The organism is Streptomyces sp. NBC_01268 (assembly GCF_036240795.1).
Lineage (GTDB): Bacteria > Actinomycetota > Actinomycetes > Streptomycetales > Streptomycetaceae > Streptomyces.
In genome coordinates this window covers 1,989,866-2,002,853 of sequence record NZ_CP108454.1, presented here as the reverse complement: position 1 = coordinate 2,002,853, position 12,988 = coordinate 1,989,866, and the positions used below count along the sequence as shown (strand labels likewise).

The window sequence follows — 12,988 nt, the reverse complement described above, 5'->3', positions numbered from 1 at the left end:
ACAGCAAGGAACGTCCGCCATGCGCGCCACCACCATCCACGCCCCCTTCGACATGCGCGTGCAGGACGTGCCCGACCCGGTGATCCAGGACGCCACGGACGTCGTGGTCCGCGTGGTCCGCGCCTGCATCTGCGGCAGCGACCTGTGGGCCTACCGCGGCGAGTCCGCCCGGCAGCCCGGCCAGCGCATCGGCCACGAGTTCCTCGGGATCGTCGAGGAGGCCGGCGCCGGGGTCCACGGCTTCCGCAAGGGCGACCTCGTCGTCGCGCCCTTCGTCTGGTCCGACGGCAGCTGCGACTACTGCGCCGAGGGCCTCCAGACCTCCTGCCCCAACGGCGGCTTCTGGGGCTCCGTAGGCTCCGACGGCGGCCAGGGCGAGGCCGTCCGGGTCCCCTTCGCCGACGGCACCCTCGTCAAGCTGCCCGCCGAGGCCGCCTCCGACGACCACCTGCTCACCGCCCTGCTCGCCCTCTCCGACGTCATGGGCACCGGCCACCACGCCGCCCTCGGCGCGGGCGTGACCAAGGGCTCCACCGTCGCCGTCGTCGGTGACGGCGCCGTCGGCCTGTGCGGCGTCCTCGCCGCCAAGCGGCTCGGCGCCGAGCGGATCATCGCGCTGGGCCGCCACACCGCCCGTACCGACATCGCCCGCGCCTTCGGCGCCACCGACGTCGTCGCCGAGCGCGGCGAGGCCGCCGAGGCCGCCGTCCGCGAGCTCACCGGCGGCCAGGGCGCCCACGCCGTCATCGAGGCCGTCGGCACCGAGCAGTCCATGCGCACCGCCGTCGGCATCGCCCGCGACGGCGGCTCCATCGGCTACGTCGGCGTCCCGCACGGCAGCGGCACCGGCCTCGACCTGTCCGTCATGTTCGACCGCAACATCGCCCTGCGCGGCGGCGTCGCCCCCGTCCGCGCCTACATCCCCGAGCTGCTCCCGGACATCCTGGACGGCACGATCGACCCGTCCCCGGTCTTCGACCTGACCGTCGGCCTGGACGGCGTCCCCGACGGCTACCGGGCCATGGACGAGCGCACCGCCCTCAAGGTCCTCGTCAGGCCGTGACCCAGGCGGGTTCGTCCCCGCCCTGCGGGCCCGGCGGCCGCGACCAGGCCGTCGGCCCGCCCTCGTACGCCACCGGCGACAGCGCGTGCCGCAGCAGCCCCAGCGGGCCGTCCGTCTCCGCCACGTACCGCCCGGGCTCGTAGCGGGGGAGGGTGCCCGTCAGCCAGTGCCCGGTCTGGGCGAGGGCCAGGCGGACGAGGCGGGTGCCGCCCTCGCGGTCCTGCTCGGTCAGCGAGCGCAGCACCGCCGCCGCCAGGAGGTAGCCCGTGCCGTGGTCCAGGGCCTGCGCCGGCAGCGCGCCGGGCTCCGCCGCCGAGCCCTCCACCGCCGCGATGCCCGTCGCCACCTGCACCAGGCTGTCGAAACCGCGCCGCCCGGCCCACGGCCCGTAGTCGCCCCACGCGGAGAGCCGGGCCACCACCAGGCCGGGGCGGTGCAGGTCGAAACGGTCCAGGGCGCCCGGCCGGTACCCGGTCACCAGCACGTCCGCCGCGTCGAGCAGCTCGTCGAAGGTGCGCCGGTCCGACGGGCGGTCCAGGTCCAGCGCGGCCGTCCGCTTCCCGAAGTCCGTGTCGGCGTGCTGGTCCGGCAGTTCCGGATTGCCCGGCGGGTCGATCCGCAGCACGTCCGCGCCGAGCAGCGCGAGCGTCCGGGTGGCGACCGGGCCCGCGATGACCCGGGTCAGGTCGAGCACCCGCAGCCGGCGGCCCGCGCGCGCCCGGGGCGCCGCCTCGTCGAGCCGCTCCCGGGTCAGCAGCGGCCGGGCCGCGACCTCCCGGCCCTGCGCGGTGGCGGCCCACTCCTCGGGCGTGCGCAGCGCGACGGCGAGGCCCCCGGCCCCGTACACGAGCGCCTCGACCTCCACCGCCCGACGCCCGGCGATCGCCTCCGCGACCGCCTCCACCGAGTCGGCGGCACCGAGCGCGGCCAGCAGCGCGGCCTTGTGGTGCGGGTAGTTGGCGTGGGTGCGCACCCAGCCGTCGGCGGCGCGCCAGAAGCGCGACAGGGGCGCGAAGTTGACCGGCGCCCGCCCGTCCACCCGCAGATGCCGCTCGCTCACGAACGCGGTGGCCACCGCCCCGTCGTCCACCCGTGCGGGGCCCGCGAGCCCGGCGTGCTCGACGGCGGCCAGCGAGCAGACCGCGACGGTCGCCCGCGCCAGGTCCATCACCGGCAGCCGGGCCGGCAGCAGCCCCGAGGGGCCGCCGAACGTGACCCGGTCGAGCAGGGCGGGATCGCCGCCCAGCGCCGACCACAACAACTCCGTACCGCTGCGCACCGTGTTGTCCATGCCCGCATGATGGCACTCGGTGCCACGTGAAGAGGCCCTGGTGTGGCGCACCACACCAGGGCCTGATCACTGATCGGAAACCGATCGGAACACGTGCTTACTTACGGACCGCCGCCAGCGCGTCGACGATGCCCGCGCCGTAGAAGCCGTTCTTGTTCTTGCCGCCCTCGCACACCGCGTCGACGGTGCCGTCGCCCTCGATGTCGTACGGGTTGGTGCACGCGTGCTCGTCGGCCTGCGCGTACAGCAGCGCCTTCAGGGCCGCCGGCGAGGCGTGCGGGTGGGTCGACTTCAGCAGCGCGAGGACGCCCGCCACGTGCGGCGAGGCCATCGAGGTGCCGGCCTTGTAGTTGTAGCCGCCGTTGACCGTGGTCGACAGGATGCGGCCGTTGACCGCCGGGGCGTCCGGGGTCTGGTACTCGGTGCGGTCGCCGCCGGGCGCCGCCACGTCGATGACGCCGAGGCCGTAGTTGGAGTAGGACGCCTTCAGCTCCTTGGCGCCGGTCGCGGAGACCGTCACCACGCCCGGCAGCTGCGCCGGGTAGTCGAAGCACTCCTTCGGGTCGATGACCCGGTCGCCCGGAGTGGTGTCGTTCGGGCTGCTGTTGTCCACGATCGAGTCGGCCGCGAGGTCGAACTTCGAGTTGCCGGCAGCCGCGACGTTGACCGTGCCCTTGCGCTCCGCGTAGCGGGTCGCACGGGTGACCGCCTCGATGAGGGCCTTCTGGTCCGCGTCGTTCTTGCAGGCGAACATCCACGGGTCGGTGTAGTAGCTGTTGTTCGTGACGTCGATGCCGTGCTCGGCCGCCCACACGAAGCCGCAGACGACGGCCTCGGTGTAGAAGAAGCCGTCGGGCGTCGACACCTTGATGCCGGCCAGCTTCACGCCCGGCGCGACACCGGTGACGCCGATGCCGTTCTTGGCGGCGCCGATCGTGCCCGCGACGTGCGTGCCGTGGTCGGACTCGCCCGCGTTGGGACGCCACGAGCCGGGGGTCGTGTCGGCCTTGCCGCTGACGCAGTTGGCGGACGCCTTGGCGTCGAAGTTCGGCGCCAGGTCCGGGTGGGTGTCGTCCACACCGGTGTCGATGATGCCGACCGTGACGCGCTTGCTGCCCAGCGTCTTCTGGTGGGCCTTGTCGGCCTTGATCGCCGGCAGGTCCCACTGCAGGGGCTCCAGCGGGTCCTGCTCGTCCGTGGCGGCGGCCGTGGCGGCCTTCACCTCGGCCGGGGTGAGGGCCTGGTCGCCCTCGCCGACGGAGTCGTCGGTGGCGGCCTTCAGCGGCGCCGTGCGGGTCGCGCCGGCCGACACCACGCCACGCACCTGGCGGATCGACTGGGCGAACTCCGGGTTCTTGGAGTGGGCGACTATCACGCCTATCTGGTCGTAGGACACGACCACTTCACCGCCGGCGGCGGCGATCGCCTTCTTCACCGAGGCGGCCGTCCAGCGGCCACCGGCGACGTTGACGACGTACGACAGCTGCGGGCCGTCGGTGGACACGGCGGCCGTGACGTCGCTCAGCTCCGCGGCGGAGGCGGCGCCGGAGGGCAGGAAGCCGAGCGAGGCCGTGAGCGCGAGACCAACCGGCAGAGCGAGTACTCGGCCGCGCCTCGATCCCAGATGAGCCATGGGTTCTCCACATCATCCGTCTGTACTGTCCGCGCGCCGATTGCATGCGAACAGGTGCATGACGAGTGAAGCTATCGCCGATCTTCCCCGCGATTCAATGAGTTGAGAAGACTTCATGAAGATCGGGCAAAAGAAATCCTCCGTGTGAACCGCTTCGCCGTGCCCTCCGTGCCGTTGAGCAGGGGAGCCGGTCCCGGCCGGAAGCCCCCGCTCCGCACCGCAGCGAGGCCCCCTTGTCCATGCCGTCCGCCCCCGCGTCACGAGGAGATTCCGTGGCTACCGAAGCACCGCCGCCGCCGAGAGGCACGGAGACCGAACGCGGTCCCGCCCAGCCCACCACGGAGCAGTTCGTCGAGGTCCAGGAGGGCGAGGAGTTCGGCGAACTGCGCCGCACCCACCGCTCGTTCGCCTTCCCCCTGACGATCGCCTTCATCACCTGGTACCTGCTGTACGTGCTGCTCTGCAACTACGCGGGCGACTTCATGGGCACCCGGCTGTTCGGCAACGTCAACGTGGCCCTCGTCCTCGGCCTCGGACAGTTCGCGACCACCTTCCTCATCGCCTGGCTCTACTCGCGGCACGCGGCGCACCGCCTCGACCCGAAGGCCGAGGCCATCAAGGCGCGCATGGAGGCCGACGCATGAGCACCCCCGCCGACACCACCCTCCTGCTCGCCGCCGGCGGCGGCGCGGACGAGCACCGCCCGCTGATCATCGGCCTGTTCGCGGCCTTCGTGGTGGCCACCCTCGTCATCACCGTCTGGGCCGGCCGGCAGACCCGCAGCGCCGCCGACTTCTACGCCGGCGGACGCCAGTTCACCGGCTTCCAGAACGGCCTGGCGATCTCCGGCGACTACATGTCCGCCGCCTCCTTCCTCGGCATCGCCGGCGCCATCGCCCTCTTCGGCTACGACGGCTTCCTCTACTCCATCGGCTTCCTCGTCGCCTGGCTGGTCGCCCTGCTCCTGGTCGCCGAACCGCTGCGCAACTCCGGCCGCTTCACCATGGGCGACGTCCTCGCCTACCGGATGCGCCAGCGCCCCGTCCGCACCGCGGCGGGCACCTCCACCATCGTCGTCTCGATCTTCTACCTGCTCGCCCAGATGGCCGGCGCCGGCGTCCTCGTCTCGCTGCTGCTGGGCATCACCAGCGACGGCGGCAAGGTCGCGATCGTCGCCCTCGTCGGCGTCCTGATGATCGTGTACGTGACCATCGGCGGCATGAAGGGCACCACCTGGGTGCAGATGGTCAAGGCCGTGCTGCTCATCGCGGGCACGCTCCTGATCACCTTCCTCATCCTGCTGAAGTTCCACTTCAACATCTCCGAGCTGCTCGGCGCCGCCGCCACCAACAGCGGCAAGGGCGAGGCCTTCCTCAAGCCCGGCCTCAAGTACGGCGCCACCGGCACCTCGAAGCTGGACTTCCTCTCCCTCGGCATCGCGCTCGTCCTCGGCACGGCCGGCCTGCCGCACATCCTCATCCGCTTCTACACGGTGCCCACCGCCAAGGCCGCCCGGAAGTCCGTCAACTGGGCCATCGGCATCATCGGCGCCTTCTACCTGATGACGATCGTGCTCGGCTTCGGCGCCGCCGCCCTGCTGAAGAACAGCGACATCATCGCCTCCAACAAGGCCGGCAACACCGCGGCCCCGCTGGCCGCCCTGGAGGTCGGCGGCGGCGCCGGGTCGACGGGCGGCGCGCTCCTGCTCGCCGTCATCTCCGCCGTCGCCTTCGCGACCATCCTCGCCGTCGTCGCCGGTCTCACCCTCGCCTCGTCCTCGTCGTTCGCGCACGACATCTACGCCAACGTCATCCGTCGCGGCCAGGCCACCGAGAAGGAGGAGGTACGGGCCGCCCGCTGGGCCACCGTCCTCATCGGCGTCGTCTCGATCGCCCTCGGCGCCCTCGCCCGCGACCTCAACGTCGCCGGCCTGGTCGCCCTGGCCTTCGCCGTCGCGGCCTCCGCCAACCTGCCGACGATCCTCTACAGCCTCTTCTGGAAGCGCTTCACCACCACGGGAGCGCTCTGGTCGATCTACGGCGGACTGGTCTCCGCGGTCGTCCTGGTGCTGTTCTCGCCGGTCGTCTCCGGCAAGCCCACCTCGATGTTCAAGACCGTGGACTTCTACTGGTTCCCGCTGGAGAACCCCGGACTCGTCTCCATCCCGCTCGGCTTCCTGCTCGGCTGGCTCGGCTCGGTCCTCTCCAAGGAGCAGCCGGACAAGGGCAAGTACGCCGAGCTGGAGGTGAAGTCCCTCACCGGCACCGGAGCGCACTGATACGGGTACCGTCCGCAGTCGGCCGACGGCCGCGTCGTAGAGTTCTACGACGCGGCCGGTCCGGTCCTCGTGACAATCGGGCCGTGCCCGCTGTCCCATCGGTCACGTAGGCTCGAACGAGAGAGACCGGAACATCCGGCGGAAGAAGGGGAGGGGGCCCAGTGCTCATCGACACCTACGGGCGGGTCGCCACCGACCTGCGCGTCTCCCTGACCGACCGGTGCAACCTGCGATGCACGTACTGCATGCCGGAAGAGGGCCTGCAGTGGCTGGCCAAGCCCGATCTGCTGACCGACGACGAGATCGTCCGGCTGATCCGGATCGCCGTCACCGACCTGGGCGTCACCGAGGTCCGCTTCACCGGCGGCGAGCCGCTGCTCCGCCCCGGCCTCGTCGGCATCGTCGAGCGCTGCGCCGCCCTGGAGCCCCGCCCCCGGATGTCGCTCACCACCAACGGCATCGGCCTCAAGCGCACCGCCGCCGCCCTCAAGGCGGCCGGCCTCGACCGGGTCAACGTCTCGCTCGACACCCTGCGCCCCGAGGTCTTCAAGACCCTCACCCGCCGTGACCGGCACCACGACGTCCTCGACGGCATGGCCGCCGCCCGCGACGCCGGACTCACCCCGGTCAAGGTCAACGCCGTCCTGATGCCCGGACTCAACGCCGACGAGGCTCCCGACCTGCTCGCCTGGGCGATCGCCGAGGGGTACGAGCTCCGCTTCATCGAGCAGATGCCCCTCGACGCCCAGCACGGCTGGAAGCGCGACGGCATGATCACCGCCGGGGACATCCTGGAGTCGCTGCGCACCCGCTTCGAGCTGACCGCCGAGGGCGAGGACGAGCGCGGTTCCGCCCCGGCCGAACGCTGGGTCGTCGACGGCGGACCGCACACGGTCGGCGTCATCGCCTCGGTCACCCGCCCGTTCTGCCGGGCCTGCGACCGCACCCGGCTCACCGCCGACGGCCAGGTGCGGACCTGCCTGTTCGCCACCGAGGAGACCGACCTGCGGGCCGCGCTCCGCTCGGACGCGCCGGACGCCGTGGTCTCCGAGATCTGGCGGAAGGCGATGTGGGGAAAGAAGGCCGGCTCGGGCCTGGACGACCCCGGCTTCCTGCAGCCCGACCGTCCGATGTCAGCGATCGGCGGCTGAGTCCCACTCGTCGAAGGGGACGACGTCCTTCAGGAAACCCCGTACGCCCAGGAACTGGGAGAGGTGCTCGCGGTGCTCCTCGCACGCGAGCCAGGTCTTGCGCCGCTCCGGCGTGTGCAGCTTCGGGTTGTTCCAGGCGAGCACCCAGACGGCATCGGCCCGGCAGCCCTTGGCGGAACAGATCGGCTTCTCTTCGCTCACTGGACCATTGATCACAGAGTCATTGTCCAGCAAGGGCGATGCCGAGCAGCCACGGGGGGAGCTGCCCGGCATCGGTCCGTCGCTCCGACGGGGGATGCGGAGCGCGTAGGCAGTATGTCACGGCCCATGGGGTGCGGTGCACCGGAACTTCATGATTGATCTGAGCATTTCTTGAGCTTCCCGCTCACGCTGCGTGATCGTCTCCGCGGTCCCGGTGTTCCGCATCGGCTTCCAGCTCGGGCCGTGCCGGAGGGGGGATGAACGAGGAGGGAAGGGACGGCGCGGACTCACGTCCGGCGTTGGCGATCACCACGGCGACATAGGGGAGCAGGGCCCCGATCACGAGCGCCACGATGGCCACGTACCGTTCCACGTTCCACAGCGAGGCGGCGGCGATCACGGAGAGCGTGCGGATCGACATCGAGATGACGTACCGCCGCTGCCGCCCGCGGACGTCCTCGGCGAGGCCCTGCCGCGCGCCGGTGATCCGGAAGACCTCGGTTCCGCCATGCTTCCGCATCACATTCCACCACCCAGCAGCCGTGCCGGACTCTCCCCGGTCCGTACCTGCTTCCACGGTACGCCCGTCCTTGCCGGCGCAGGAGACCGGGGCACGGATGGAGTCGCCCGACATGCGCCGTATGGACCACGGGCCGAGACTGGGCACACATGCGCACGAGGAGGCGACGATGGGTTGGTTGTGGGCGATCATTGTGGGCTTCGTCCTGGGTCTGATCGCGAAGGCGATCCTCCCGGGCAAGCAGCAGATCCCGCTGTGGCTGACGACCGTGTTCGGCATTGTCGGAAGCGTGCTCGGCAACGCGGTCGCGACCTGGATCGGGGTCAACGACACCAAGGGCATCGACTGGACCCGTCATCTGCTCCAGCTCATCGGCGCCATCGCCGTGGTGGGCGTGGGGGACATGCTGTGGACCTCGATCAGGGGCAACAGACAACGCGCCTGAGCACCTGACCGACGGCGCCGCACCGACGGCGCCCGGTCACGGCGGAGGCCCGGCGGGCGCATCGCGCGCCCACCGGGCCTCCGTCGTGATCACGGCCTCGGGCTAGCCGACGAACTCGATCGCCGCCAGGTTCTTCTTGCCCCGGCGCAGCACCAGCCAGCGCCCGTGCAGCAGCTCGTCCGCCGACACCTCGGCGTCCTCGGCGGTCACCTTCACGTTGTTCACGTAGGCGCCGCCCTCCTTCACCGTGCGCCGGGCGCCCGACTTGCTCGGCGCGAGGCCGACCTCGGTGAACAGGTCCACCACCAGGCCGAGCTCCGACACCCGCGCGTGCGGCAGCTCGGAGAGGGCCGCCGCGAGGGTCGGACCGTCCAGCTCGGACAGCTCGCCCTGGCCGAACAGCGCCTTGGAGGCGTCGATGACGGCCTGGCACTGGTCGGCGCCGTGCACGAGGGTGGTGAGCTCCTCGGCGAGCGCCCGCTGGGCGGTACGGGCCTGCGGCCGCTCCGCCGTCAGCTTCTCCAGCTCCTCCAGCTCCTCGCGGGACTTGAAGGACAGGATCCGCAGGTACGTGGAGATGTCCCGGTCGTCCACGTTCAGCCAGAACTGGTAGAACGCGTACGGGGTGGTCATCTCCGGGTCGAGCCAGACGGCGCCGCTCTCGGTCTTGCCGAACTTGGTGCCGTCGGCCTTGACCATCAGCGGGGTCGCCAGGGCGTGGACCTGGGCCCCCGGCTCCAGCCGGTGGATCAGGTCGAGCCCGGCCACCAGGTTGCCCCACTGGTCCGAGCCGCCCTGCTGCAGCGTGCAGCCGTGGCGCCGGTACAGCTCCAGGAAGTCCATGCCCTGGAGCAGCTGGTAGCTGAACTCCGTGTAGCTGATGCCCTGCTCGGACTCCAGGCGCCGGGCGACGGAGTCCTTGGTCAGCATCTTGTTGACCCGGAAGTGCTTGCCGATGTCCCGCAGGAACTCGATCGCCGACAGGCCGGCGGTCCAGTCCAGGTTGTTCACCATGACCGCGGCGTTCTCGCCCTCGAAGGAGAGGAACGGCTCGATCTGCGAGCGCAGCCGGTTCACCCAGTTCGCGACCGTCTCGGGGTCGTTCAGGGTGCGCTCGGCGGTCGGCCGCGGGTCACCGATCTGGCCGGTGGCCCCGCCGACCAGCGCCAGCGGCCGGTGCCCGGCCTGCTGGAGCCGGCGGACGGTGAGCACCTGGACCAGGTGGCCGACGTGGAGACTGGCCGCGGTCGGGTCGAAACCGCAATAGAACGTGACGGGACCGTCCGCGAGGGCCTTGCGCAGGGCCTCTTCGTCGGTGGACTGGGCGAAGAGCCCACGCCACTTCAGCTCGTCGACGATGTCCGTCACGTCGTCCGTCTCCTCGGCGTAGTGAATGGGAAAAGCTGTTCCCGGCCAGTCTAGGCGGGTCAGACGCCCTTGCTGACCGAGCTCATGTTGAAGTCCGGCACCCGCAGGGCGGGCATCGCGGCCCGGGTGAACCAGTCGCTCCACTCGCGCGGCAGCGTCTTCTCCGTCCGGCCCGCCTCGGTGGCCCGCGACAGGAGGTCCACCGGAGACTCGTTGAACCGGAAGTTGTTCACCTCGCCGACCACCTCGCCGTTCTCGACGAGGTAGACGCCGTCCCGGGTCAGCCCGGTGAGCAGCAGCGTCGCCGGATCGACCTCGCGGATGTACCAGAGACAGGTCAGCAGCAGACCCCGCTCGGTGCCCGCGACCATCTCGTCCAGGGAGCGCTCGCCGCCGCCGTCCAGGATCAGGTTCCCGGCTCCCGGCGCCACGGGCAAGTGAGTAAGGCCCGCGGTGTGCCGGGTGGTGATCAGATGGGCCAGCTTGCCGTCCCGCACCCAGTCCACCGGGGCGATCGGCAGGCCGTTGTCGAAGACGGACGAGTCGTCGCCGGAGGAGTGGGCGATCACGAACGGCGCCGACTCCAGACCCGGCTCGTCCGGGTCGCTGCGCAGGGTCAGCGGCAGCGGCGAGAGGGTCTCGCCGAGGCGGGTCCCGCCGCCGGGCTTGGAGAAGACCGTCCGGCCCTCCACCGCGTCCCGGGCCGTCGAGGACCACAGCTGGTAGATCAGCAGGTCGGCCACGGCGGTCGGCGGCAGCAGCGTCTCGTACCGCCCGGCGGGCAGCTCGATCCGGCGCTCGGCCCAGCCCAGCCGGACGGCGAGCTCGGCGTCGAGCGCGGCCGGGTCGACGTCCTTGAAGTCGCGCGTCGAGCGCCCCGCCCACGCCGAGCGCGAGCGGTCCGGCGACTTGGCGTTGAGCTCCAGGGTGCCCTTCGGCTGGTCGTGCCGGAGCCGGAGTCCGGTGGACGTGCCGAGGTAGCTGGAGGTGAGCTCGTGGTTGGCGAATCCGTACAGTTCCCGGCCGCCGGCCCGGGCCCGGGCGAAGGCCTCGCCGAGCGCGGGCGCGAACGCGTCGAAGACCGCGGAGGTGGTCTCCGCCGGCGCGTCCGTGAAGTCGGGCGAGGAGGGCACGCCCGCCACCAGCGGCTGCGCGTCCTCGGCGGGCCCGGCGGCCCGCGCGGCCGCCTCCGCCTCGCGGACCAGCGGCTCCAGGTCGGCCGCGGTCACGGCCGAGCGCGAGACGACACCGGAGGCGGTGCCCTGCGCGCCGTCCACGGTGGCGATCACGGTGAGGGTGCGGCCCCGCGTGACGCCGTTGGTGGTGAGCGCGTTCCCGGCCCAGCGCAGGTTGGCCGAGGACTCCTCGTCGGCGATGACGACGCAGCCGTCCGCGCGGGACAGCTCCAGGGCCTTCTCGACGATCTCGTACGGCTTGCTGACGCGGCTCATCGACCGGCCTCCTGCGTCGTGTTGAGGATGTTCACACCCCGGAAGAGGGCGGACGGGCAGCCGTGGGACACGGCGGCGACCTGGCCCGGCTGGGCCTTGCCACAGTTGAACGCGCCGCCGAGCACGTACGTCTGCGGGCCGCCGACCTGCTCCATGGAGCCCCAGAAGTCGGTGGTCGTCGCCTGGTACGCGACGTCCCGCAGCTGCCCGGCGAGCCGCCCGTTCTCGATGCGGAAGAAGCGCTGGCCGGTGAACTGGAAGTTGTAGCGCTGCATGTCGATCGACCAGGAACGGTCGCCGACCACGTAGACGCCCCGCTCCACGCCCCCGATCAGGTCCTCCGTGGACAGGCCGCCCGGGTCCGGCTGGAGCGACACGTTGGCCATCCGCTGCACCGGCACATGGCCGGGGGAGTCGGCGAAGGCGCAGCCGTTGGAGCGCCCGAGGCCGGTCAGCTTCGCGATCCGCCGGTCCAGCTGGTAGCCGACGAGCGTGCCGTCCTTCACCAGGTCCCAGGACTGGGCCTGGACGCCCTCGTCGTCGTAGCCGATGGTGGCGAGCCCGTGCTCGGCGGTGCGGTCACCGGTCACGTTCATGACCGAGGAGCCGTACGCCAGCTTGCCGAGCTGGTCGAAGGTGGCGAAGGAGGTGCCCGCGTACGCCGCCTCGTAGCCGAGGGCGCGGTCCAGCTCGGTGGCGTGGCCGATCGACTCGTGGATGGTGAGCCACAGGTTCGACGGGTCGACGACCAGGTCGTAGCGGCCGGCCTCGACGCTCGGCGCCCGCATCTTCTCGGCGAGCAGCCCCGGGATCTCGTCGAGCTCCTTGTCCCAGTCCCAGCCGGTGCCCGTCAGGTACTCCCAGCCGCGCCCGACCGGCGGCGCGATGGTCCGCATCGAGTCGAACTCGCCGGTGGTCTCGTCGACGGCGACCGCGGTCAGCTGCGGGTGCAGCCGGACGCGCTGCTGGGTGGTGACGGTGCCCGCGGTGTCCGCGTAGAACTTGTTCTCGTGCACGGTGAGCAGCGAGGCGTCCACGTGCGCCACGCCGTCGGCGCGCAGCAGCCGCGCGCTCCAGTCGGCGAGCAGCCCGCTCTTCTCCTCGGCGGAGACGGTGAAGGGGTCGATCTCGTACGAGGAGACCCACACCTTCTCGGCGTGCACGGGCTCTTCCGCCAGCTCCACGCGCTCGGTGGACCCGGCCGCCGCGATCACCTTCGCCGACAGCTTGGCCATGGCGACCGCCTGCGAGGCGACCTTCGCCGCCCCGTCCATGGTGAGGTCGACGCCGGAGGCGAAGCCCCAGGCCCCGCCGTGCACCACCCGCACCGCGTAGCCGAGGTCGGTGGTGTCCGAGGAGCCGGACGGCTTCGCGTCCCGCAGCCGCCACGAGGCGCTGCGCACCCGCTCCAGGCGGAAGTCGGCGTGGTCGGCGCCGAGCGCCCGCGCGCGGGCGAGCGCCGCGTCGGCGAGCTGCCGCAGCGGGAGCGCCGTGAAGGCTTCGTCGAGGGAATGGGGGCCAGATGGCACAGTCGTCTCCTGTCGTGTGAGACCGGTCGTCCCTGATCATGTCGCGCTTTACGCCGGG

Annotated in this window: 12 protein-coding genes; 5 read left to right on the top strand and 7 right to left on the bottom strand. The window is 71.6% G+C overall.

What is annotated here, in order from left to right; all coding sequences use genetic code 11:
- Positions 1–19 precede the first annotated feature (19 nt).
- Positions 20–1,063 (top strand): zinc-dependent alcohol dehydrogenase family protein, encoded by a 1,044-nt coding sequence (locus OG309_RS08680; RefSeq protein WP_329419498.1) that lies wholly within the window; start codon positions 20–22, stop codon positions 1,061–1,063.
- On the opposite strand, the gene OG309_RS08675 is transcribed toward OG309_RS08680, so the two are convergent.
- Both OG309_RS08675 and OG309_RS08670 read right to left on the bottom strand, forming a co-directional pair.
- Entirely contained in the window at positions 1,053–2,354 is a 1,302-nt protein-coding gene (locus OG309_RS08675) for a CoA transferase (protein ID WP_329419497.1), read from the bottom strand. The two genes, OG309_RS08680 and OG309_RS08675, sit on opposite strands and share 11 nt — an antisense overlap.
- Before the next feature lie 97 nt (positions 2,355–2,451).
- A complete protein-coding gene (locus OG309_RS08670; protein WP_329419496.1) occupies positions 2,452–3,987 on the bottom strand; it encodes a S8 family peptidase in 1,536 nt (511 codons plus the stop codon).
- Positions 3,988–4,259: 272 nt separating this feature from the next.
- On the opposite strand from OG309_RS08670, the gene OG309_RS08665 reads away from it, so the two are divergent.
- From OG309_RS08665 to moaA, 3 genes are all read left to right on the top strand, one after another.
- Entirely contained in the window at positions 4,260–4,631 is a 372-nt protein-coding gene (locus tag OG309_RS08665; protein WP_329419495.1) for a DUF485 domain-containing protein, read from the top strand.
- Positions 4,628–6,265 (top strand): solute symporter family protein, encoded by a 1,638-nt coding sequence (locus tag OG309_RS08660; protein ID WP_329419493.1) that lies wholly within the window; start codon positions 4,628–4,630, stop codon positions 6,263–6,265. Before OG309_RS08665 ends, OG309_RS08660 begins: the two co-directional genes overlap by 4 nt.
- A 161-nt stretch (positions 6,266–6,426) precedes the next feature.
- Positions 6,427–7,416, top strand: coding sequence for a GTP 3',8-cyclase MoaA (gene moaA, locus OG309_RS08655; RefSeq protein ID WP_329419492.1), 990 nt, complete (start codon positions 6,427–6,429; stop codon positions 7,414–7,416).
- On the opposite strand, the gene OG309_RS08650 is transcribed toward moaA, so the two are convergent.
- Together OG309_RS08650 and OG309_RS08645 are read right to left on the bottom strand one after the other, a co-directional pair.
- A complete protein-coding gene (locus OG309_RS08650; RefSeq protein WP_329419491.1) occupies positions 7,399–7,617 on the bottom strand; it encodes a hypothetical protein in 219 nt (72 codons plus the stop codon). The genes moaA and OG309_RS08650 overlap by 18 nt on opposite strands.
- Before the next feature lie 184 nt (positions 7,618–7,801).
- Complete coding sequence (locus tag OG309_RS08645) at positions 7,802–8,137, bottom strand: DUF3099 domain-containing protein (protein WP_329419489.1); 336 nt, start codon at positions 8,135–8,137, stop codon at positions 7,802–7,804.
- A gap of 169 nt (positions 8,138–8,306) precedes the next feature.
- Here OG309_RS08645 and OG309_RS08640 point away from each other — a divergent pair, with 169 nt between their 5' ends.
- Positions 8,307–8,582, top strand: a complete 276-nt coding sequence (locus OG309_RS08640) for a GlsB/YeaQ/YmgE family stress response membrane protein (protein WP_329419488.1) — start codon at positions 8,307–8,309, stop codon at positions 8,580–8,582.
- A 102-nt stretch (positions 8,583–8,684) separates the two neighbouring features.
- Here OG309_RS08640 and tyrS read toward each other — a convergent pair whose 3' ends face one another.
- Genes tyrS through OG309_RS08625 form a run of 3 tightly spaced genes read right to left on the bottom strand, consistent with a single transcriptional unit; the run spans position 8,685 to position 12,930 of the window.
- Positions 8,685–9,950 carry a tyrosine--tRNA ligase gene (gene tyrS, locus OG309_RS08635; protein ID WP_329419486.1) on the bottom strand — a complete coding sequence of 422 codons (1,266 nt, stop codon included), beginning with the start codon at positions 9,948–9,950 and terminating at the stop codon, positions 8,685–8,687.
- A 59-nt stretch (positions 9,951–10,009) separates the two neighbouring features.
- Positions 10,010–11,401 carry a metallopeptidase TldD-related protein gene (locus OG309_RS08630; RefSeq protein WP_329419484.1) on the bottom strand — a complete coding sequence of 464 codons (1,392 nt, stop codon included), beginning with the start codon at positions 11,399–11,401 and terminating at the stop codon, positions 10,010–10,012.
- Positions 11,398–12,930 (bottom strand): TldD/PmbA family protein, encoded by a 1,533-nt coding sequence (locus OG309_RS08625; protein ID WP_329419482.1) that lies wholly within the window; start codon positions 12,928–12,930, stop codon positions 11,398–11,400. Before OG309_RS08625 ends, OG309_RS08630 begins: the two co-directional genes overlap by 4 nt.
- Positions 12,931–12,988: the final 58 nt, after the last annotated feature.